This window comes from Agromyces tropicus, assembly GCF_039531345.1.
In the GTDB taxonomy this organism is placed as follows: domain Bacteria; phylum Actinomycetota; class Actinomycetes; order Actinomycetales; family Microbacteriaceae; genus Agromyces; species Agromyces tropicus.
In genome coordinates this window covers 219,417-240,170 of record NZ_BAAAPW010000003.1, presented here as the reverse complement: position 1 = coordinate 240,170, position 20,754 = coordinate 219,417, and the positions used below count along the sequence as shown (strand labels likewise).

19 protein-coding genes are annotated in these 20,754 nt (G+C 73.6%); 4 read left to right on the top strand and 15 right to left on the bottom strand.

Annotated features, from left to right (window positions below; translation table 11 throughout):
• Nucleotides 1–140: 140 nt before the first annotated feature.
• Nucleotides 141–1,622, top strand: coding sequence for an ABC transporter permease (locus ABD230_RS12135; RefSeq protein ID WP_344374107.1), 1,482 nt, complete (start codon nt 141–143; stop codon nt 1,620–1,622).
• 50 nt (nt 1,623–1,672) lie between these two features.
• Nucleotides 1,673–2,344 carry an ABC transporter ATP-binding protein gene (locus ABD230_RS12130; RefSeq protein ID WP_344374102.1) on the top strand — a complete coding sequence of 224 codons (672 nt, stop codon included), beginning with the start codon at nt 1,673–1,675 and terminating at the stop codon, nt 2,342–2,344.
• 79 nt (nt 2,345–2,423) lie between these two features.
• Here ABD230_RS12130 and ABD230_RS12125 read toward each other — a convergent pair whose 3' ends face one another.
• The 15 genes from ABD230_RS12125 to ABD230_RS12055 form a co-directional block, all read right to left on the bottom strand.
• A complete protein-coding gene (locus tag ABD230_RS12125) occupies nt 2,424–3,464 on the bottom strand; it encodes an alpha/beta fold hydrolase (RefSeq protein WP_344374097.1) in 1,041 nt (346 codons plus the stop codon).
• A 92-nt stretch (nt 3,465–3,556) separates the two neighbouring features.
• Nucleotides 3,557–4,027 (bottom strand): hypothetical protein, encoded by a 471-nt coding sequence (locus ABD230_RS12120; RefSeq protein ID WP_344374094.1) that lies wholly within the window; start codon nt 4,025–4,027, stop codon nt 3,557–3,559.
• Between the two features lie 157 nt (nt 4,028–4,184).
• Nucleotides 4,185–5,588 (bottom strand): DUF1214 domain-containing protein, encoded by a 1,404-nt coding sequence (locus tag ABD230_RS12115; protein ID WP_344374093.1) that lies wholly within the window; start codon nt 5,586–5,588, stop codon nt 4,185–4,187.
• Between the two features lie 115 nt (nt 5,589–5,703).
• Nucleotides 5,704–6,192, bottom strand: a complete 489-nt coding sequence (locus ABD230_RS12110) for a DUF1294 domain-containing protein (RefSeq protein WP_344374091.1) — start codon at nt 6,190–6,192, stop codon at nt 5,704–5,706.
• A gap of 44 nt (nt 6,193–6,236) precedes the next feature.
• Nucleotides 6,237–7,259: a sugar phosphate isomerase/epimerase family protein gene (locus tag ABD230_RS12105; protein WP_344374089.1), complete on the bottom strand. Its 1,023-nt coding sequence runs from the start codon at nt 7,257–7,259 to the stop codon at nt 6,237–6,239.
• A 28-nt stretch (nt 7,260–7,287) separates the two neighbouring features.
• The gene (locus tag ABD230_RS12100) at nt 7,288–8,730 is read right to left on the bottom strand and encodes an alkaline phosphatase family protein (RefSeq protein ID WP_344374086.1); all 1,443 of its coding nucleotides are present in this window, start codon (nt 8,728–8,730) and stop codon (nt 7,288–7,290) included.
• On the bottom strand, nt 8,727–9,851 hold the full coding sequence (gene eboE, locus ABD230_RS12095; protein ID WP_344374082.1) for a metabolite traffic protein EboE: 1,125 nt from the start codon (nt 9,849–9,851) through the stop codon (nt 8,727–8,729). The genes ABD230_RS12100 and eboE overlap by 4 nt, the downstream gene beginning before the upstream one ends.
• A complete protein-coding gene (locus ABD230_RS12090; protein ID WP_344374060.1) occupies nt 9,848–10,750 on the bottom strand; it encodes a TatD family hydrolase in 903 nt (300 codons plus the stop codon). The genes eboE and ABD230_RS12090 overlap by 4 nt, the downstream gene beginning before the upstream one ends.
• A 1-nt stretch (nt 10,751) precedes the next feature.
• On the bottom strand, nt 10,752–11,228 hold the full coding sequence (locus ABD230_RS12085) for an EboA domain-containing protein (protein WP_344374049.1): 477 nt from the start codon (nt 11,226–11,228) through the stop codon (nt 10,752–10,754).
• Entirely contained in the window at nt 11,225–12,103 is an 879-nt protein-coding gene (locus ABD230_RS12080) for a sugar phosphate isomerase/epimerase family protein (RefSeq protein ID WP_344374041.1), read from the bottom strand. The genes ABD230_RS12085 and ABD230_RS12080 overlap by 4 nt, the downstream gene beginning before the upstream one ends.
• Nucleotides 12,100–12,966, bottom strand: a complete 867-nt coding sequence (locus ABD230_RS12075) for an SCO3242 family prenyltransferase (protein WP_344374034.1) — start codon at nt 12,964–12,966, stop codon at nt 12,100–12,102. Before ABD230_RS12075 ends, ABD230_RS12080 begins: the two co-directional genes overlap by 4 nt.
• 1 nt (nt 12,967) lies before the next feature.
• A complete protein-coding gene (locus ABD230_RS12070; RefSeq protein WP_344374027.1) occupies nt 12,968–14,149 on the bottom strand; it encodes an inositol-3-phosphate synthase in 1,182 nt (393 codons plus the stop codon).
• A 133-nt stretch (nt 14,150–14,282) separates the two neighbouring features.
• Nucleotides 14,283–15,446, bottom strand: a complete 1,164-nt coding sequence (locus tag ABD230_RS12065; protein ID WP_344374018.1) for a polyprenyl synthetase family protein — start codon at nt 15,444–15,446, stop codon at nt 14,283–14,285.
• Nucleotides 15,447–15,499: 53 nt separating this feature from the next.
• Nucleotides 15,500–16,690 carry a Gfo/Idh/MocA family protein gene (locus ABD230_RS12060; protein ID WP_344374011.1) on the bottom strand — a complete coding sequence of 397 codons (1,191 nt, stop codon included), beginning with the start codon at nt 16,688–16,690 and terminating at the stop codon, nt 15,500–15,502.
• Between the two features lie 68 nt (nt 16,691–16,758).
• Nucleotides 16,759–17,805 carry a substrate-binding domain-containing protein gene (locus tag ABD230_RS12055; protein ID WP_344373999.1) on the bottom strand — a complete coding sequence of 349 codons (1,047 nt, stop codon included), beginning with the start codon at nt 17,803–17,805 and terminating at the stop codon, nt 16,759–16,761.
• Nucleotides 17,806–18,092: 287 nt separating this feature from the next.
• Between ABD230_RS12055 and ABD230_RS12050 the strand changes: the two genes are divergently transcribed.
• The gene (locus ABD230_RS12050; RefSeq protein WP_344373985.1) at nt 18,093–19,577 is read left to right on the top strand and encodes a sugar ABC transporter ATP-binding protein; all 1,485 of its coding nucleotides are present in this window, start codon (nt 18,093–18,095) and stop codon (nt 19,575–19,577) included.
• Nucleotides 19,574–20,626 carry an ABC transporter permease gene (locus ABD230_RS12045; protein WP_425546227.1) on the top strand — a complete coding sequence of 351 codons (1,053 nt, stop codon included), beginning with the start codon at nt 19,574–19,576 and terminating at the stop codon, nt 20,624–20,626. Before ABD230_RS12050 ends, ABD230_RS12045 begins: the two co-directional genes overlap by 4 nt.
• Nucleotides 20,627–20,754 lie beyond the last annotated feature (128 nt).

Sequence of the window (20,754 nt, the reverse complement as noted above, 5' to 3'; positions counted from 1 at the left end):
GTGATCCTGCCATGACGTCCGCACCGGGGCCGCTCATACCGGATCCACAGGGGCGCCATCGGCACGCCACAGCCGCCCTCCGTAGCGTCCGATCCGGGCCCGCGATCGCCGTGGGCCGGGACGACCGATGAGGACCCCGCATGTTCTTCACCTACCTCCGGCGCGAGCTCGCCGGGCGCCGCCGGCAGACCGCGATCGTCGCGGTCGGGATGGCGCTCGCGATCGCGCTCGTCATGATCGTGAACGCCGTCTCGGCGGGCGTGCGCGACGCGCAGGCCGCCGTGCTCGAATCCGTCTACGGCGTCGGCACCGACCTCACCGTGTCGCAGGCCGCGGGCCCGCCCGAGCAGGGCGAGGGCGGCGGACCGGGCGTCCGGTTCGAGTTCGGCTCGGACGACGGCGAGACGACCGACGACGGCACCGCGTTCAGCAACTCGCGCCTCATCACCGAGCGCGGCGCCGCGACCTTCGACGCCTCGACGCTCGACACGGTCGAGGGCGTCGACGGGGTGGCCGCGGCATCCGCGACCCTGAGCCTGACCAACGTCACCTTCGACGGCGAGCTCCCGGAGCGGCCGAGCGGCGACCAGGCGACGGGCGACCAGTCCGCAGGCGCCGACGCCGCCATGCCCGCCCCCGGCGAGGGCGGCGCCGGCGGCTTCGGCGGCGGCGCGTTCGACGTCACCAGCGTGACGGTCACGGGCGTCGACCCGGGCGCCACCGCGCTCGGCCCGCTGAGCGCGGTCGAGCTCGCCGACGGCCGCGGCCTCGAGTCGGGCGACGCGGGCGAGGACGTCGCGGTCCTCGACGCCGAGTACGCGACCACCGAGGGCCTCGCCGTGGGCGACACGATCGAGCTCGGCGGCGCCGAGTTCGAGGTCGTCGGCACGGTCGCGTCGACGTCGGCGGATGCCGCGACGGCATCGAACGCCTACATCCCGCTCGACGTGGCGCAGGCGCTCTCGGGCGCCGACGGCCAGGTGTCCGACATCTCGGTGCAGGCCGCCTCGGCCGCCGACATCCCCGCCGTGAAGGCCGCGCTCGAAGAGGCGCTGCCCGACCAGGCCGTGAATACCCAGGAGGACCTGGCGGCGAGCGTCTCGGGCTCGCTCGGCAGTGCGAGCTCGCTGATCTCGAGCCTCGGCCTCTGGCTCTCGATCGCCGTGCTCGCGGCCGCGTTCCTCATCGCGATCCTGTTCACCATCCAGGGCGTCACCCGGCGCACCCGGGAGTTCGGCACGCTGAAGGCGATCGGCTGGTCGAACCGCCGCATCGTCGGCCAGGTCGCGGGCGAGTCGCTCGTGCAGGGCCTCATCGGCGGCGCCGCCGGCCTCGCGCTCGGCTTCGTCGGCATCGGCATCGTGAACGCGGTCTCGCCGAACCTCGCGACGACGTCGGCCCCGCAGGCGGCCGGCCCCGGCGCCGAGGGCGGCGGGTTCGGCGGCGGCGGGCCGTTCGCGGCGCAGCAGGCGACCGATGTCGTCCTCAACGCCCCCGTCACGGTGTCGGTGGTCGCCCTCGCGGTCGGGCTCGCCCTGCTCGGCGGTCTCCTCGCCGGTGCGATCGGCGGATGGCGCGCCAGCCGGCTGCGCCCCGCCGAAGCACTGCGGAGCAACGCCTGACCGCGGCATCCGTCGCGCAGACCACCGGACCCCGGAAGAAGGACCCACGCATGTACACCCTCGAGCACGTCACCAAGACGTACCGACAGAAGGACCGCACCATCCACGCGCTGCACGACGTCAGCCTCGAGATCCCGACGGGGCAGCTCGTCGCGATCCAGGGGCCGACGGGCGGCGGCAAGTCGACGCTGCTGCAGCTGCTCGGCGCGCTCGACCGCCCCACGTCCGGCCGGATCTCGCTCGGCGACTCCGACCTGTCGGGCCTGCCGGACACGAAGCTCGGCCGCATCCGTGCCGCCGAGATCGGATTCGTGTTCCAGGGCTTCAACCTCATCCCCACCCTGACCGCGCAGGAGAACGTCGAGACCGCCCTCGAGCCGCTCGGCGTCTCCGCCGAGGAGCGGCGGCGGCGTGCGGCCCAGGCGCTCGAGTCGGTCGGGCTGGGCGACCGCGCGCACCACGTGCCGGGCGAGCTCTCCGGCGGCCAGCAGCAGCGCGTGGCGATCGCCCGGGCGCTCGTGAAGGAGCCCGAGGTGCTCCTCGCCGACGAGCCCACCGGCAACCTCGACGAGCAGACGCGCGACGAGATCATGGGGCTCCTCGAGGGGCTCCACCGCGACCGCGGGCTGACGCTCGTGATCGTGACGCACGACTCGGCGGTCGCCAGGCGCGCCGAGCGTCGGCTGCACCTCAAGCGCGGAACGGTGACCGAGCGGGCGTAGCCGACGGCGGATGCCGCGGGACCCCCTCCCCCGCGGCATCCGCCCACCCCTGCCGCCGCGCCCGTCGGCGCGACGCGGTTCAGATGAGGCCGTTGCGGAGCGCCCACGCGGCGGCGGCGGCACGAGAGGGCACGCCGAGCCGCGACCGGATGTTCGCCACGTGCCGGTGCACCGTGTGCACCGAGAGCACGAGGTGGTCCGCGATCTCGGCGTCCGTCTCGCCGCGCGCGACGAGTCGCAGCACGTCGCGCTCGCGCTCCGTGAGCCGCGGCGCGCCCGCGGACGGCGCGGGACCGGGATCGACGGGCGCCCCGAGGAAGCCGAGCGCGTCGCGCACGACCGAATCGGCATCGCCGCGCCACGGGAAGTGGTCCTCGCCCTCGAGCGCCACGAAGCGGGCGTGCGGGACCCGGGCGGCGACGTCGCGACCGAGCGCGAAGCGGATCGCCCGGTCGTCGCGCCGGTGCAGCACGAGGGTCGGCGCCCGGACCTCGCCGAGGTGGCCGGTCGAGTCCATCGCGTAGACCGCGGCGAGCGAAGCGAGCGCCGCCTCGGGCGTCGCGGCGCGACGCTGGAACTCGACGAACTCGTCGCGCTCGGCGGCGGTCGCATCGGGCTCGAACAGGTCGGAGAGCACGCGCGACCCGATCCCCCAGTGCTGTCGCACGATCGCCAGCATGGCCTCGCGCGCGTCCGGCGGGGCCAGGTCGACGCCGCGGGCGTAGGTGCCGTAGAGCACGAGGCGGTCGACGACCTCCGCATGCCGCGCGGCGAAGCGCGACGCGACGCCCCCGCCCGACGAGGCGCCGAGGATCGACAGCGTGCCGAGCCCGGCCGCCTCCACCACCGTCTCGAGGACCGCGAGCTCCTCGTCGAGCGTCGCCGGCGGCATCCGCCCGCGATCGGACGCGCCGGTGCCCGGCCGGTCGTAGCGGATCACGGTGCGGTGCCGCGCGAACCCCTCGATGAAGCGACGGAAGCGCGGCTGCCGCCAGTCGAGCTCGAGGTGGCTCGACCACCAGCCGCCGACGACGAGCGGCGGGCCGTGGCCGACCTCGGACCACGCGATCGACGCACCGTCGTGCTCCGTGTAGCGGATGACCTGGTCCGCGGCGTCCACGGGCCCCAGTCTAGGAAGGCGGAGTGGGCTCGACCACCGCGCGCGGCCGACCGGGCGGCGGACGGCGTCGCCGGCGGCGAGCGCGGTGCGGGTCAGTCGTCCGGCTGGAACATGCGCGCCCACAGCCGCGAGACGCCGCGCGGCAGCTGCTCGTCGGGGTCGATGGGGCTGGCCCACAGCGTGCGGAGGACCTCGGGCAGCTCGTCGGCGTGCTCGGCGAACCGGAGCCGCGCGGCGGCGAACTCCGACTGGCCGTGGTCGTCGAGCAGCACGGGAACGTACTCGGCCGGCAGGAGCAGCTCGGGCCGCCCCTCCGGGCCGCGGACCGGCCGCAGGAGGCCGAGCTCGAGCTGCTCGCCGAGCCAGCTCCGCGCCTCGTCGTCGGAGACCCCGGCGATCGCGGCGAACGCGGCCGCGTCGACCGGACCGGCCTCGAACAGCATGCGGTAGTAGCCGTGGGCCGTGCCGTGCGCGACCGATGCGTACGCCCATTGCCGGGCGAGGACGTCGGCGGCAGCGCGGGTGACGGCCGGCGGGGCGGTGGGGACGGCGGTGGTGGACATGGTGACTCCCGGTGGTGAGGCCCCGATGGGGCGATCCGACCCCTCGAGTCCACTCCGTTCCGTCTCCCGTGGCATCCCGCGTCCGGGCCATCCGGGAATGGCCCGATCCGGCCATCCCCGACCGGCCCGCACGGGGCGGGCCGGCGGGGACGGCGGATCAGCGGAGCTGGATCGCCGGCGGGAGGTACTTGTCCTTCGCGATGTCGCTCTTCGGCACGACGCCGTAGACGCGCAGCATCACGTTGAACGCCCCGTCGCGCACCGGCAGCCAGTTCGCCTGTGGCACGCCGTCGGGCTGGGTCACCGACATGTAGATGGAGATCGAGCCGTCGGGGTTCGTCTCCAGGCCCTCCGTGTAGCTCGCCACGAGGTACTTGTCGAGCTCGTTCGGGATCGGCTGGATCGCCTGCGGCGTGTAGGCGGTCAGCGACCAGAAGCGCTCGGCATCCGGGATCGCGTCGGCCGGGAACGTCAGCACGTAGCCGTTCGGGTTCGACCCGTCGAGCGGGGCGCCGTTGCCGTCGTAGAACGCCACGTAGTACGCCGCCGTCTCGTTCGTGTTGCAGTACTGGCAGTACTCGGTGATCGACGCCCGATCGAGGACGTTCTTCTTCCACTCGCCGATGTTGGTGAAGTGGGTCCAGTTGGTGGCGCCGCGATGGTCGAGGTAGTTGGCGATGATGGCGTCGTGCGCCGACCGGGCACCCTCGGCGAACTGCGCGCGCTCGGATGGCGTGAGGCTCGACCCGTCGCCGAAGAGCGCGTCGAAGTCGTCGGAGAGCTTCTGCTCCTGGCGGGTCAGCGGCGGCGTCCAGCCGTCGTCGGCGACCGCGACCTGCATCTGGCGCAGGAACTCGATCGGGGCGACGCGGACGAGGTCGTCGGCGATGGTCTTCACCGGGACCCCGAACTCCTCGACGGGCTTGACGGCCGTCGGGACGCCGTTCGCGAGGATGCCCGTGCGGAACGCCTCCGCTTCGGCCGTCACGTCCTCGGTGCCGATGTGCTTGTCGACGCGGAAGATCATGATCATGTGCTCGAGCGGCAGCCGGACGACCTCGACCCCGAGCAGGTCGTCCGAGGCGTCCGGTCCGATCAGCGCGTACTCGATGGTCTGGGTGCCCTCGCCCGCCTTCCGCGACGGGATGCCGGACGGGTAGACGTTGCCGTACGGGTCGACGAGCAGAACCGAGTAGCTGACCGGCGTCGCCGGCACGACCACGCCGACGGGGTCGCCGCTGACGTCGATCGGGGAGCTCGCGTAGAGCGTGTCGTCGTTGATCGCGACGACCGCCTGGTAGACCGGCGAGATCTTGTTCGGCCCGATGAAGTGGTTGACCGGAACCGGCAGCTCGGTGGTCTGGAAGTGCGTGAACCAGACCGGATAGAAGGTGGTGAGGTAGTTCTCCGTCGTCGAGACGATGTCCTTGCCCCCGTTGTTGCCGGACGGTGGCGCGGCCGCCGCCGGTGCGGCGATCGCCAGGACCACCGCGACGGCGGCGGAGGCGGCGAGCGCGACGGATCGGGTCAGCCTGGTGCGGAGCCCGTTGTGACGTTGCATGGTGTTCCCCCCGTTGGGCGGCGGACCATCCGACCACGTGCCGAGCGGTCCGACCGCCGTTTTCGCGCGGAAGCTACCACAGGGCGGAGGGATGCGGTCGGGACCTGTGGCCCACTCAGCCCGCGAGCCGGTCCAGGAGCCCGGGAACCGGGTCGGGTGCCCCGAGCAGCGCGACCAGGCCGAGCGCGAGCAGCACGTTCACGACGACGGTCGCCCAGAAGGCACGTCGGAAGCTGCGCTTGCGCGTCTTGTGCCGGAACAACTGCTGCGCCGCCAGCGCCCCGGGCCAGCCGCCGGCGAGGTCGACGAGGTGCAGCGTCCGCTCGGCGACGCGGGGGGCGTCGCGCTGCGCCGCGGACTTGTCGATGCCGTAGGCCGCGAACGCCACCACGCTCGCCGCGCCGAACCAGGCCGCGAGCCACCACGGCACGGCGCCGACGAGCAGCCCCGCGGCGAGCGCGATCGCGAAGACGACGAGCACGCCCCAGCTCAACACTGCCGGCAGCGGGCGCGAGAGGTCCCGCTCCGGGCGGGCGACGGGACGGCGTGGCGGACGGGATGCCGCGTGCGGCCCGCGCCGCGCGGCCGTCGGTTCGGGTCGCATGACCTCGATCGTACGGGCGGCGCGGGCCGGGTGGCATCCGCTGGCTACTGGTTCGAGAACGCGGCGTCGAACGACGCGGCCGGACGCGGCCAGATGAGCGAGCGCACGTACTCGAGCGCCTGCGGGCCGCCGTGCAGGCGGTCCATGCCGGCGTCCTCCCACTCGACCGAGATCGGGCCGGTGTAGCCGATCGCGTCGAGCGCGCGGAACGCATCCTCCCACGGCACGTCGCCGTGCCCGGTGGAGACGAAGTCCCAGCCGCGGCGCGGGTCGCCCCACGGCAGGTGGGAGCCGAGGATGCCGGAGCGGCTGTTCGCCGTGCGGATCCGCGTGTCCTTGCAGTCGACGTGGTAGATCCGGTCCTGGAAGTCCCAGATGAAGCCCACCGGGTCGACGCCCTGCCACATCATGTGGCTCGGGTCCCAGTTGAAGCCGAACGCCGGGCGCCGGTCGATCGCCTCGAGCGTACGCACGCTCGTCCAGTGGTCGTAGGCGATCTCGGAGGGGTGCACCTCGTGCGCGAAGCGCACGCCCTCGTCGTCGAACACGTCGAGGATCGGGTTCCACCGGTTCGCGAAGTCCTCGTAGCCGGCGTCGATGACGGAGGCCGGCACGGGCGGGAACATCGCCACGTACTGCCAGATCTTCGAGCCCGTGAAGCCGACGACCGTGTCGACGCCGAGCTTGCGCGCGACGCGCGCCGTGCGCTTGAGGTCCTCCGCCGCGCGCTGCCGCACGCCCTCGGGGTCGCCGTCGCCCCAGGTGTAGGGCCGCACGATCGCCTGGTGGCGGAAGTCGATCGGGTCGTCGCACACGGCCTGCCCGGTGAGGTGGTTCGAGATCGCGTACACCTCCAGCCCGTAGCGCTTCAGGAGCTCCTGCTTCTCCTTCAGGTACCCGGGTTCCTCGTCGGCGAGCTTCGTGTCGAGGTGGTCGCCGCCGATGCCGATCTCGAGGCCGTCGTAGCCCCACTCTGAGGCCAGGCGCGCCACCTCCTCGAACGGCAGGTCGGCCCACTGCCCGGTGAACAGGGTGACGGGGTGGGTGGTCTCGGGGGTGTCGGTCATGATCGGATCCTTCCGTTCGGGTCGTGGGTCATCGGGGTGCGACACGGTCGCGCGACGCGGACGCCCGCTGCGGGGCGGCCGGTGCGCCGAGCCCCTGGTGCCGGAGCACGAGGTCGCGCACCTCGGTGGCGTGCACGCGGTCGGGGCCGCCGTCGAGGAGGTCGGGGTCGGAGGACAGGATGAGCGGCGTGTCCGCCGCGGAGTCCGGCAGCCGGCCGTGCGTCCCGCGCACGCACGACGGGTCGAGCGGCACGGTGGTCATGGCGTAGCGCAGGCCGAGGGCCTTGCGGACGAGGTCGCCGGCCGCCTTCGCCTTCGCGAGCCGGTCGGCAGGATCGAAGAACAGCTCGGCGGGGTCGTACCCGGGCTTGCGGTGGATGTCGACGCCGCGCGCGTACTCCGGCGCCCGATCGTCGTCGAGCCAGAAGTAGTACGTGAACCAGGCCCGGGGCTCGGCGACCGCGACGAGCTCGCCGGAGCGGGCGTGGTCGAGCCCGTACCGGGCCTGCGCCTCACGGTCGAGCACCTCGTCGACCCCGTCGAGCGATCGCAGCAGCGCCGCCACCCGGGGTACGTCGGCCGGGTCCCCCACGTAGACGTGCGCCACCTGGTGGTCGGCGACCGCGAACGCGCGCGACGTCCACGGGTCGAGCTGCTCCCTCCCCTGCTGCTCGTGCACCTCGAGCAGGCCGGCGCGGCGCAGCGCCCGGTTGACGTCCACCGGGCGTTCGGCGGGCGCGATGCCGTACTCGGCGAGCGCGACGACCGTGACGCCCTGCGCCTCGGCCTGGTCGAGGAGCGGCACCATCGCGGCATCGAGGTCGGCGGCGGCGCGCGCCGCCGCCGGGGCGTCGGGTCCGAACCGCTGCAGGTCGTAGTCGAGGTGCGGCAGGTACGCCATCGTGAGCTCCGGCGCCTCCGGACCGGCGAGCACGCGCCGCGTGGCGTCGACGATCCACCGGGTCGATCGGATCGACGCCGTCGGACCCCAGTACTGGAAGAGCGGGAACTCGCCGAGCTCCGCCCGCAGCTCGTCGTGCAGGCCGGGCGGGCGGGCGTAGAAGTCGGGCGACTTGCGCCCGTCGGCGTGGTAGATCGGGCGGGGCGTGACCGTGAGGTCGGTGCTCGCGCCCATGGCGTACCACCAGCCGAGGTTCGCGCTCCGGTAGTCGCCGTCGGCGCGGTGCCGGGCGGTCTCCCAGAGCTTCTCGCCCTCGACGAGCCGGTTGTGCTGGCGCCACAGCAGCACGTCGCCGAGGCCGCGGAGGTACCATCCGTTGCCCACGATGCCGTGCTCGGCCGGCATCCGCCCGGTCAGCACCGTCGACTGCACCGAACAGGTCAGTGCGGGCAGCACCGTGCCGAGCTCGGCACGGGAGCCGGCGGAGGCCATGCGCGAGAGCCGCGGCATGTGCCGCAGGGCGTCGGCCGTGAGGCCGACCACGTCGAGCAGCAGCACCTTGCGCGTCATGCCGGCTGCTCCGCCCGGGCGAGCAGGTCGGCCGCCCAGCGCACCTCTCCGGCGATGCCGGCGACGAGGTCGGGCGGGGAGCCCGGCAGGACCGACCACGTGTACGTCTCGACGTCGACGTGCAGGTCGTCGTCCGGCTGCGTCGCGCGCACCGCCGCGAGCGCCGCCTCCAACACCTCGGTCGTCGCCGCCAGCGGCGGCTCCGGGTCGAGGTGCAGCGGCACGTGGAAGTGGACGCGCCACGGCCCGGATGCGGGCAGGTCGGCGAGTGCCTCCGGGAGGTCGTCCACGCGCAGCACGCCGTCGGGCCTGCGCTCGCGGACCTGGTGGAGGTACCGCGCCTCGACGTACCCGGCGACGGCACGGCGCCCGTCCGGATCGCCCGGATGCTCGACGTGCAGCGCCGCGGACGCCTGCACCTTGACGACCCGCAGGCCGGCCGCGGCGATGCGGGCGACGGCCGCCTCCGGATCGGCGAACGAGACCGCGAGGTGGCACGTGTCGAGGCACACGCCGAGGTGCTCGAGGTCGAGTCGGTCGCGACGCGCCGCGAGCCAGTCGACGACGTCGTCGACCTCGTCGAGCACGCACCCCGGCTCGGGCTCGATGGCCAGGCGGATGACACGGCCGGTCTCCGCACGGATGGCGCGCAGCTCGGCGCCGAGCCGGACGAGCGCGGCGGTCGCGGCGTCGTCGGCCGCGGCGTCCCACCCCTCGCGCCAGCCGAGCGGCAGCGTCGAGATGCTGCCCGCGGCGCCGGGAGGCAGCAGGGCGGCGAGGACGCGCGCGGCGTCGACCGTGTACTCCAGCCGGGCGGGATCGGTCCAGTCCGGGCGGTAGACGTCGAGCTTGACGACCTCGGCGTGGAACGCCTCGTACGGGAAGGCGTTCAGCGTGCGGACCTCGAGGCCGTCGGCGTCGAGCGCCTCGCGCAGCCGCGCCAGCGCGGCGGGTTCGTTCGCCAGTCGCGCCGCGAGCGGCGCGGGCAGCCACAGCCCGACGCCGAGCCTCTCGAGGCCGGCCGCGCGGCGGATCGGGCCCGCGGCGGTCCGGAGCTGGCGGACGACGCCGTCGAGGTCCTCCGCGGGGTGGACGTTCGTGCAGTACGAGAGGTGCGTCACCGGACCCCCTCGGTCGCGACGGTGGGCTCGGCCGCCGACACGCCGCGGAGGATCGAGTTGCCCTCGAACAGCCGGGCGTCGCCGCCGAGCTCGAACCCGGGCAACGGGGTCACGTCGAGCCGGCCGCTCTGGGCGAAGAACGAGACGGGGTTCCGCCAGAGCACGAGGTCGACGTCGTCGGCCGTGAACCCGGCGTCGAGCATGGCCTCGCCGGTGCGGAGCGTGAGCAGCGGATCGGAGCGGCCCCAGTCCGCCGCCGAGTCCACGAGGATGCGCTCCGGCCCGTACCGCTGGAGCAGCGCGACCATCCGGCCGGGGTCCATCTTGGTGTCGGGGTAGATCGAGAACCCCATCCAGCATCCGCGGTCGCGGACCATCTCGATCGTGACCTCGTTCAGGTGGTCCAGCACGACCAGCTCGGGCGCGATCCCCGAGTGCGCGATCACCTCCAGCGTCCGCCGGGTGCCGTGCTTCTTGTCTCGGTGCGGCGTGTGCACGATGACCGGCAGCCGGTGCTCGATCGCGAGGGCCAGGTGCGTCTCGAGCACCTCGTCCTCCTCGGGCGTCATCGAGTCGTAGCCGGTCTCGCCGATCGCCACCACCGAGTCGCGCCGGAGGAAGCGCGGCAGCTCGGCCAGCACCTCCCGGCAGCGGGGGTCGTTCGCCTCCTTCGGGTTCAGCGCGATCGCGCAGTGGTGGCGGATGCCGAACTGCGAGGCGCGGAACCGCTCCCAGCCGGTCAGCGCATCGAAGTAGTCGACGAAGGACGACACGCCGGTGCGCGGCTGGCCCAGCCAGAACGCCGGCTCGACGATCGCCCGCACGCCGGCCGCGTACATCGCCTCGTAGTCGTCGGTGGTGCGCGAGGTCATGTGGATGTGCGGGTCGAAGATGCGCATGTCAGCGTCCTTCCGGTCGGGCGGGGTCGGTCGGCGCCGGCGCGGGCGCGAGCAGTCGGCGGAGGTCCTCCGGCACTGGCCGGCCCGCGGCCTCGCGCTCCTCGGCGAGGTCGGCGGCCATGCGGGCGAGCTCGGCGTCCGCCCGCTCGTCGAGCCTGGCGACGCCGTCGAGCGGGACGCCCATGAACACGAGCTTGACGACGCCGTGGCGCCAGTCGTGATCGCCGAGGTACCGGCCGGCGAAGCCGCCCATCGCGGCGGCGACGAGCCTCGGATCGTTGGTGCGCAGCGCGTCGCGCAGGAGCCGGATCCCGGTGTCGCGGACGACGTCGGGAGTCGGCCCATCGGCGGCGCGGCGGTCGAGGAGGCCGAGCACGGCGATCCGCGTCTCGGTGTCCCCGTCGCGATAGCGCGACGCGAGCCCGTCGGCGACGACGACGGCCGAGGCCGCGGGGTCGAGCAGGTCGGCATCGGTCATCGGATCCCCTCCATCACCTCGTGGAGCCGTGCGAAGCTCTCGGCCGCGCAGCGCGGGCCCGCGTGCGAGTGCCGCGGCAGTTCGACGGCGGCGACGCCGGCGTAGCCGAGCTCCGCGAGCGTGCGGAACGCGAGGTCGAGGTCGAGCACGCCGTCGCCCAGCTCCAGGTGCTCGTGCGCCTCGGGCCGCATGTCGTCGACCTGCACGTTCACGAGCAGGTCGCCCGCCGCACGCAGGGCGCCGGCGACGCCGCCGGGTTCCACGACCACGCAGTGGCCGAGGTCCACCGTGATGCCGAACTCGGGCGGGTCGCCGAGGTCTCCGCGCAGCCGCAGCGCGTCGGCGACGGTCTCGACGAGCATGCCGGGCTCGGGCTCGACGCCGAGGCGCACGCCGTGCAACCGCGCGGCGGCGACCACCCGCGACATGCGCGGCGCGAGCCGGTCCCAGGCGAGCGCCTCGTCGACGCCGTCCGGCAGCGTGCCCGACCACAGCGAGACGCACTCGGCGTCGAGGATGTCGGCGATCTCGATCGCTCGGACGAGGAAGGCCACCCGCCGCTCGGCGTCCCCGCCGTCGAGCAGGTTCGGCCGGTGCTTGCGGAACGGGTCGAGCACGTATCGGCCGCCGGTCTCGACGACGACGCGCAGGCCGCGGCGGTCGAGGTCCTCGCGCAGGCGGTGGGCGCGGACGCGCCATCCGTCGGCGAACGGGTCGAGGTGGGGATGGCCGAGGGTCAGCGCGACCGCGCCGTACCCGGTGCGCTGCACGACGTCGAGCGCCGCGTCCAGCGGATGGTCGGCGAGCCCGTTCGTGCCGTATCCGAGCGTCGGGCGGGTGACGGCGGGCGGGGCCGGGGCGACGGTGGCGGTCACGTGATGTCCCTCCCCCGGCCGCGCCGTCCGGCCAGCATGGTGCCGAGCAGGTCGATCGCGAGCAGCACGAGGGCGTCGACCGGACGGCCGGCGCGCGCGGTGAGGGCCGCCTGCAGCGGCACCATGGCGAGGATGCCGCGGCGGGTCGCATCGCGGACGACGACCGCGGTCGGCGTGCCGACGGCCCGCACCTGCGCCCGGGCCGTGGGCAGGGCGTACCGGACGGCCGCCGCCCAGGAGACGACGCCGGCGAGGTCGGGTGCCGGGCGCACGGCCGCGGCGGCCGTCGCCGCCGGGGCCGCGGTCGCGACGACGGCCGCCGCCGGGCGCGTGCCGTGCACCTCGCCGCGGGCGAGCCCGGTCACGGCGCCGGTGTGGGCGGCCACGGCGAGCGAGGGACGCGCGGCGGCGCGGGCGCCCTCGCGGCCGGCGCCGAGCAGCACGTCGAGCCCGCGGCAGGCGGCCATGACGACCGGCCCGGCGAGCCCGCGCTTGGCGGCGAGGTCGTAGGTCCAGATCGACGCGGCGAGCGGCAGGGCGACCGCGAGCGAGCCGCGGCCGCCGGTCGCACCCGCGACCGCCACGCCCGCGACGGTCAGCGCGGCCGCCGTCCCCATGGCCGCGCGCGCACTGATCCGACCGGACGGGATCGGACGCTCGGGCCGCTCCACCCGGTCGAGTTCCGCGTCCGCGGCGTCGTTCAGCGCCATCCCTCCCCAGTACAGGAGCACCGAGGCGACCGGCAGGCCGAGCCGCGGCAGCACGCCCCGCCGCCCGGCGGCGGCGCTGCCCGCGGTCGCGTCGCCGAGCACGGTGAGGCCCGCGGGCGCCCGGACGAGCTGCAGCAGGGACGGCAGGTCCACGTCAGGCCACCGGTGCCGCGGAGCGCCGGAGCGCGGTGCGGAGCGCCCACGACACCAGCTCGTCGGCCTGGCGCGCGAACGAGTGCTCGTCGCTGCCCCAGGGGTCCTTGAAGAAGTAGCCGAGCTCGGGCACCGGACCCGCGATGCCGGCCGCGTCGGCCAGGGAGAGCAGCCGGACCAGGTCGATCACGAGGGGCGCGGCGAGCGTGGAGTCGTACGCGCTCCAGGTCGTCTGCAGCGTGATGTGCGTGTCGAGGAAGCCCTCGGCGTGCACGTGGTCCCACGCGGTCTTCAGGTCGCCGAGGTCGGGCACGTTGTCGATGTGGAGCGGCGCGACGACGTCGTCGCCCAGGAGGTCGTGGAGGCCGCGGTTCTTGGAGACGAGCTTGGAACGCACGGCCTCCGGGTCGGCGAGCGTCGCCCCGTCGCCGCCGCCGAGGAGGTTCGCTCCGGCCCAGGACCGCACGCGCATCCCGCGGGCGGTGAACATCGGCGCGAGCACCGTGCGCAGGAGCGTCTCGCCGGTCTTGCCGTCCTGCCCTGCGACGGGGACGCCCGACGCCGAGGCGAGGTCGGCCAGGGCGGGGATGCCGAGCGAGAGGGACGGCGTGAAGCAGGCGTAGGGCGCTCGGGCACCGGCGACCGCCGCGAGCGCGGACAGCGTGCTCGACGGCAGGACTCGGGCCGAGGGGTCGGCCAGCGCGACGTCGAGGGCGGCGCGGTCGTGGAATTCGGGTCGGTCGGCGGGGAGCGGTTCGGTCGAGGCGACGTCCACCACGACGACGCGGGCCAGGCCGTGGGCGTCGCGGAAGTCGCGGATGTCGGCGGCACGGCGCTCGATCTCGTCGTGCTGGCTGCCCTCCGGCTCGCGCGTCAGCGGGCGGAGCGCCGCGTCGGCCTCGTGGAGCCTGGGTGCGACCGCCTCGACGAGGCGGCTCGGGAGCATGCCGCCCGCGGCGAGCCGTCGGGCGCGCTCCTCGAGCGGGGTGTCGTCGACGTCGTGGCCGCCAACGACGAGGTCGGCGAAGCCGGGGAGCTCGACCACCTCGAAGGCCGGCCCGGCCGTGGTCAGCCCGACCGGCTCGGCGAGGCCCTCGGCGAGCGCGGCGATCCCGACCGTCGCGGTGGTCGCGACGCTCCCGCGAGCGCCCACGAACCAGACCCCGGTCCGTCCTTCGTTCATCGTCGAACTCCGTTCATCGTGCCCCGTCGCAGCGGGCCTCGGCGGCCCGAACCCGACGCTAGCCGAGGTTGCATCCTCGGTCAATCAGAAGTTGCGTTCTCAACGCGATAACCCGCGCAGACATGTTCGGAAGTCACGATTCCCGCGTCGGCACGGACCGCGCCAGCACGCGGAGGTAGCCGTCCAGCGCGGCGGGGAGCCCCGCGTCGTCGAGGGCGGCGGCGGCATCCGCGGCACGCCGCACGATGCACGCGCGATGGCGTTCGAGCGCGCCCGTCTCGCGCATGATCGCCCGGACCCGCTCGATCCCATCCTCCGTGAGCCCCGGGCGTCCGACGTCCCGCTCGAGGCTCGCCCGCTGGGCGGGCGACGCCGCCGCGAGCGTCAGCTGCAGCAGGAACGTCCGCTTGCCGCCGCGGATGTCGGAGCTCGTGGACTTCCCGGTCCGTTCGGGGTCGCCGAACACCGCGAGCTCGTCGTCCCTCAACTGGTACGCGACGCCGAGGTGGCGCCCGTACCCGTCGAGGGCGTCCAGCGTCGCGGCATCCGCGCGCCCCGACGCGAGTGCGCCGGCGCGCAACGGCAGCACGACGCTGTAGCCCGAGGTCTTCAGCTCGGCCGTCCGAGTCGGTCGCGCCGCCTCGGGCGGCGACTCCTCGCCGGCCACGTCCATCAACTCGCCGGACACGGCCCGGCGCAGTGCCGCGACCGCCTCGCAGACGAGCGCGACCCGCACCTCGGGAGCGACCGGCGCGGCGGCGAGCAGGCCCATCGCCTCCCCGATCGCGAGGTCGCCCGCCAGCAGGGCGGCGGAGGCCGCCTGCCGGCCCGCGACGCGTCGGTCGGCCCCCCGCTCGAGCCATTCGTCGCGCACCCGGCCGAACACGTTGGCCGCGCCGTGTCGGCGGTCGTCGTCGTCGATGAGGTCGTCGTGCACGCACAACCCGACGTGCAGCAACTGCACGGCGGTCGCGAGCGCGTCGCAGGTCCGCACGTCCGACCCGCCCGACCCGAGGTACGCCGCGGCAGCCAATCTGGCGCGGACGTACTTCCCGCCCCCCTGGCCCGCGAGCCGGTCGACGAGCGCGCGCAGCTCGGGCTGGTCGTCCGCCGGCGCCGGAACCGCCCGCCACGCCGCGGCGACCGCGGCCGGCACGCGCGCGACCGCGTCCTCGACGCGCCGCGCGAACCCCCCGGCGACGCCGTCCCCGCCCGGCGACCCCGGCGCCGGAGCGCCCGCCGCCCCGTCGCCCCGGACGGAGCGCGGATCGCGTCGGAGCGACTCGACCGATGGCATTCCCGCTGCACCCCCTTCGACCCACGCGACGGCCACCGACGTCCTCCGCCGGGTCAGTCGCTCCCCCGGGCGACGCCCACCCAGGCGCCGTCCGACCCGGAGCTCCGCTCCACCGCCTCCAGCACGCGCTGCACGTGCAGCCCGTCCTCGAACGACGGGCGCGGATCCTCCCCCGCGGCGACCGCCTCGACGAAGTCCCTCGCCTGGTGCGCGAACCCGTGCTCGTAGCCGAGCAGGTGGCCGGCAGGCCACCACGCCGACACCCACGGGTGCTCCGGCTCGGTGACGATGATCGACGTGAAGCCCTGCTCGGTCCCGGGCGCCGATCCGTCGTAGAACTCGATGCGGTTCAGGTGCTCCAGGTCGAACGCGATCGCGCCCGCGGAGCCCGACACCTCGACGCGAAGGGCGTTCTTGCGCCCGGTCGCCATGCGCGTGGCCTCGAACGACCCGAGCGCCCCGGAGTCGAACCGGCCGTGGAAGAACGCGGCGTCGTCGACGGTGACCGTTCCGACCCCGGTCGCCTCGCCGGATCCCCCGCCGGCGATCGACCCCGACGACGACCCCGCGATCGGGCGCTCGCGCACGAAGGTCTCGAGCACCCCCGAGACCGACGCGAGCTGCAGCCCGGTGAGGTACTCCGCCAGGTCGACCGCGTGCGCGCCGATGTCGCCGAGCGCCCCGGATCCCGCGCGGTCCTTCTCGAGCCGCCACGTCATGGGCGACTCGGCGTCGACCAGCCAGTCCTGCAGGTACGAGGCCCGGACGTGGCGGATGTCGCCGATCCGCCCGTCGGCGATCAGGTGACGGGCGAACGCCGTCGCCGGCAGCCGCCGGTACGTGAAGCCGACCATCGAGCGGACGCCGCGCTCCGCCGCGGCCCGCGCCGCGAGGGTCATGGCCTCGGCCTCGGCCGGGGAGTTGGCGAGCGGCTTCTCGCACAGCACGTGCTTGCCCGCCTCGAGCGCGGCGATCGCGATCTCGGCGTGGCTGTCGCCCGGCGTGACGATGTCGATGACGTCGATGTCGTCCCGCTCGATGACCGAACGCCAGTCCGCGGACGAGTCGCGCCATCCCCACTTCTCGGCGGATGCCGCGACGCGATCCGGATCTCGGCCGACGAGGAGCTCCATGACCGGCTCGGCCGGCAGGTCGAAGAACCTCGGCGCCACGCGCCATCCCTGCGAGTGGGCGGCGCCCATGAAGCCGTTGCCCACCATCGCGACGCGGAGTCGTTCACGCATGCGGTCGTTGCCGCCTTTCTGGGTTAGGGGAGGGCGGGCGCCGTCGGCGCCCGGCCTCGGGGTCCGGATCAGGACTCGAACGCGAACTGGATGTACTCGTCGACGTTGTCGGCGGTGATCACCGGCGCGTCGAGCACGACCCGGTACGGGACGCTCGGCGTGTAGAGGTCGCTCATCGTCTTGCCCTGCGCGATCAGCCGGGCCATCGCGATGCCGTCCGCCGCCTGCGTGGACGGGTAGATGACCGTCGCCTCGAGCACGGAGTCGCCCGACTGGATCTCGCGCATCGCGTTGGCGCTGCCCGCGCCGCCGACCATGAAGAACTCGTCGCGTCCCGCGGCGTCGATGGCCGCGAGCACGCCGACGCCCTGGTCGTCGTCGTGGTTCCAGATGGCGTCGATCTCCGGTGCGGCCGAGAGCAGCTGCGACGTGACCGCCTCGCCGCCCTGGACGGTGAAGTCGGCCGCCACGCGGTTCGTCACCGACAGCCCGCAGTCGGACAGCGCGTCGGCGAAGCCGCGCGAGCGGTCCTGCGTCAGCGGCAGCGAGTCGATGCCGGCGATCTCGGCGATGACGGCGTCGTCCTGGCCGCCGAGGCGCTCGCAGATGTAGGTGCCGGCCGAGACGCCCATGCCGTAGTTGTCGCCCAGGATCGTCGCGCGCGCGGCGAACGGGCTCGAGAACTCGCGGTCGACGTTGATGACCGGGATGCCGGCCTCCATCGCCTTGGTCGCGGCCTCGGTCAGCGCTGCACCGTCGGTGGGCAGCAGCACGATCGCGTCGACGCCGTCGTTGACGAAGGTCTCGACCTGGCTGATCTGGAGGTTGGCGTCGTTCGTGCCCTCGGCGACCCGCAGCTCGACGTCGGGGAAGCTGTCGCCCGCCGCGATGGCCGAGGAGTTGATCGCTCCGAGCCAGCCGTGGTCGGCGGCCGGGCCGGAGAAGCCGATGACGACCGTGTCGCCGGCGGCCGCGTTCTCCTCGGCCGAGTTGCGGTTGTCGGCCGTGCTCGACTCGGAGCCCCCGGCCGTGCAGCCGGCGAGCAGCCCTGCGACGGCGAGGGACGCCCCCGCCATGAGCAGCGTGCCGGCTCGTGAAGTGCGCTTGACACTCATGTGTTCAGTCCTCTCGTTGGATGTGACGCAGCGCCGTCAGGTGGACTGCTGATCCACCCGGATGCGGTCACACCCGCCGGGAGTCCACGTTGACGTTTCGTGAGCGTAGCAGAAGATCCCCGCGTCTGCGCAACTTATGTTGGTTGCGCGTTATAAGTACCCACACCCCGGGATCGCGGGGATCCGGCCACCCGGAGGGCAATCGGCGCCGAACCCCTTGTGCCATCGCGAACAGCCATTATGATTCTCACGTGATCAAAGACGACCATTCCCCGGCATTACTCCGGATGAGCGGCATCTCGAAGAGCTTCGCAGGCGTCCACGCGCTCAAGGGCGTCGACCTCGAGATCGCGGCGGGCGAGGTGCACTGCATCCTCGGGCAGAACGGCGCAGGCAAGTCGACGCTGATCAAGACCCTCGCCGGCGCGCACTCCCCCGACTCCGGCACCATCACCTGGAGCGGACAGGACGTCGAGCTCCCGTCGCCGCAGGCGGCGATCGAACTCGGCATCGCCACCATGTACCAGGAGCTCGACGTCGTCGACGGCCTCACCGTCGCCGAGAACATCTTCCTGGGCCACGAGCTCGCCGTGGGCGGCATGCTCCGCACCGGCGAGGCGAACGCCCGCACCCGCGGCCTGCTCGGCCGCCTCGGCCATGGCGACCTCCCGCCCTCGCGCGAGGTCGGCTCCCTGAGCGCGGCCAACAAGCAGATCGTCAGCATGGCGCGCGCGCTCAGCCACGACACCAAGCTGATCATCATGGACGAGCCCTCCGCCGTCCTCGACAGCGAGGAGGTGAAGAACCTCTTCCGCGTCGTGCGCGAGCTGACGGCGGCCGGCATCGCGGTCGTCTACATCACGCACCGGCTCGAGGAGATCCGCGAGATCGGCGACCGCATCACCGTCCTGAAGGACGGTCGGAGCACCGCGAACGGGCTCCCCGTGTCGGGCACGCCCACCTCGGAGCTCATCCGGCTCATGACCGGCCGCGACGTCGAGAACGTGTTCCCGGCTGCGACGCCGATCGCCGACGACGCGCCGGTCGCGCTCGAGGTCGAGGGGCTCTCGCTCGACGGCGTCTTCTCCGACGTCGGGTTCTCGGTCCGAGCCGGCGAGATCATCGGGCTGGCCGGGCTCGTCGGCTCGGGCCGATCGGAGATCCTCGAGACGATCTACGGCGCGCGGCGGGCCAGCTCCGGCACGGTGCGGGCGGGCGGCCGCACGCTCCGGCGCGGGTCGGTCCGCGACGCCGTGCGCGCCGGCATCGGCCTGTCGCCGGAGGAGCGCAAGAGCCAGGGTCTCCTGCTCGACGAGCCGATCTTCCGGAACGTGACGCTCTCCTCGTTCTCGCGCTTCGCCCGCGGCGGCTTCCTCGACGAGCGGCGCGAACGCGGCGTCGCCGCCGAGCAGATCGACGCGCTCGAGCTGCGGCCGGCAGACCCGGACCGGCCCGCACGCACGCTGTCGGGCGGCAACCAGCAGAAGATCCTGCTCGCCCGCTGGCTCGTGAACCGCACCTCGGTCCTCCTCCTCGACGAGCCGACGCGCGGCGTCGACGTCGGGGCGCGGGCCGAGATCTACGCCCTGATCCGCCGGCTCGCCGCGAACGGCGACGCGGTCGTCGTCGTCTCGAGCGAGATCGAGGAGGTGCTCGGACTCGCCGACACGGTCCTCGTCGTCGCCGACGGGCGCGTCCTCACCACCGTCAAGTCCGACCAGATCGACGAGCACGGCGTGCTCGACCTCGTCATGAAAGGAACCGCCGCGTGAGCGAGTCCAAGTCCCAGACCATCTCCCCGGCCGAGTCCGGGCCGGAGGAGCCGCAGCCGGCGCCGGCGCGCCGCTTCACCGCGCGCTCGCTGCTGAGCGGCGCGGTGGGCCGCAACCTCGGCCTGATCCTCGCGCTCGCCGCGCTGTTCGCCGTCGGCGCGATCACCGCCGGCGACCGGTTCACCAACATCGACAACATCCTCGTGATCATCCGGCTCGCATCGATCATCGGCGTCATCTCCGTCGGCATGACGTTCGTCATCATCGGCGGCGGCATCGACCTCTCGGTGGGCTCCGTCATGGGCCTGGCCTCGGTCGTCGCCACGCTGTCGGCGATCCAGGCCGCTGCCGAGAACTCCACCTGGCTCGTGATGGTGTTCACCGCGCTCGCGGTCGGCCTCGCCGCCGGCTTCCTGAACGGCTTCGTCATCGCCTACGGCAAGGTGGTCGCCTTCATGGCGACGCTCGCCATGCTCGTGGCCGCGCGCGGCCTCGCCGAGATCCTCGCCAATCGCCAGACCCAGGTCATCCGCATCTCGGAGTTCATCGACTTCATGAACAGCGACCTGCTCGGCATCGACATGCTGATCTGGATCTTCGTGATCGTGGCGGTCGCCGGCTGGATCCTGCTGAACCGCACGACGTTCGGCCGCCGCACCGTCGCGATCGGCGGCAACCGCGAGGCGGCCCGCCTCGCGGGCATCGCGGTGCGGCGCCACACGATGTACCTCTACGCCCTCGCGGGCCTCACGGCGGGCATCGCCGCGGTGATGATCCTCGGGCGCACGACGGCCGGCACCTCGACCCACGGCACGCTGTACGAGCTCGACGCGATCGCCGCGGTCGTGGTCGGCGGCACCCTCCTGGTGGGCGGGCGCGGCACCATCACGGGCACGGTGTTCGGCGTCCTCATCTTCGCGACCCTCACGAACGTGTTCACCCAGAACAACCTGTCGACGTCGGTGCAGGCGGTCGCGAAGGGCGTGATCATCGTCATCGCCGTGCTGCTGCAGCAGCGGTTCGCCGGCCAGGGCGCGAAGTCGGACTAGGAAAGCGCGATCCCCGACCGGGATATGCCGGCGGATGCATATGCATGCGAGTTATGCCGCGAGATATGGGAGAATCGACGGATGACTGACGTAAGTGGTGCGGGCGACGCACGACCCCATGTGAACGC

What these genes read in the sequence shown, in the direction of transcription:
- ABD230_RS12135 (WP_344374107.1), top strand. Translation starts at nt 141, where the DNA reads ATGTTCTTCACCTACCTCCGGCGCGAGCTCGCCGGGCGCCGCCGGCAG.
- ABD230_RS12130 (WP_344374102.1), top strand. Translation starts at nt 1,673, where the DNA reads ATGTACACCCTCGAGCACGTCACCAAGACGTACCGACAGAAGGACCGC.
- ABD230_RS12120 (WP_344374094.1), bottom strand. Translation starts at nt 4,027, where the DNA reads ATGTCCACCACCGCCGTCCCCACCGCCCCGCCGGCCGTCACCCGCGCT.
- ABD230_RS12115 (WP_344374093.1), bottom strand. Translation starts at nt 5,588, where the DNA reads ATGCAACGTCACAACGGGCTCCGCACCAGGCTGACCCGATCCGTCGCG.
- ABD230_RS12110 (WP_344374091.1), bottom strand. Translation starts at nt 6,192, where the DNA reads ATGCGACCCGAACCGACGGCCGCGCGGCGCGGGCCGCACGCGGCATCC.
- ABD230_RS12105 (WP_344374089.1), bottom strand. Translation starts at nt 7,259, where the DNA reads ATGACCGACACCCCCGAGACCACCCACCCCGTCACCCTGTTCACCGGG.
- ABD230_RS12100 (WP_344374086.1), bottom strand. Translation starts at nt 8,730, where the DNA reads ATGACGCGCAAGGTGCTGCTGCTCGACGTGGTCGGCCTCACGGCCGAC.
- ABD230_RS12090 (WP_344374060.1), bottom strand. Translation starts at nt 10,750, where the DNA reads ATGCGCATCTTCGACCCGCACATCCACATGACCTCGCGCACCACCGAC.
- ABD230_RS12085 (WP_344374049.1), bottom strand. Translation starts at nt 11,228, where the DNA reads ATGACCGATGCCGACCTGCTCGACCCCGCGGCCTCGGCCGTCGTCGTC.
- ABD230_RS12070 (WP_344374027.1), bottom strand. Translation starts at nt 14,149, where the DNA reads ATGAACGAAGGACGGACCGGGGTCTGGTTCGTGGGCGCTCGCGGGAGC.
- ABD230_RS12065 (WP_344374018.1), bottom strand. Translation starts at nt 15,446, where the DNA reads ATGCCATCGGTCGAGTCGCTCCGACGCGATCCGCGCTCCGTCCGGGGC.
- ABD230_RS12060 (WP_344374011.1), bottom strand. Translation starts at nt 16,690, where the DNA reads ATGCGTGAACGACTCCGCGTCGCGATGGTGGGCAACGGCTTCATGGGC.
- ABD230_RS12055 (WP_344373999.1), bottom strand. Translation starts at nt 17,805, where the DNA reads ATGAGTGTCAAGCGCACTTCACGAGCCGGCACGCTGCTCATGGCGGGG.
- ABD230_RS12050 (WP_344373985.1), top strand. Translation starts at nt 18,093, where the DNA reads ATGAGCGGCATCTCGAAGAGCTTCGCAGGCGTCCACGCGCTCAAGGGC.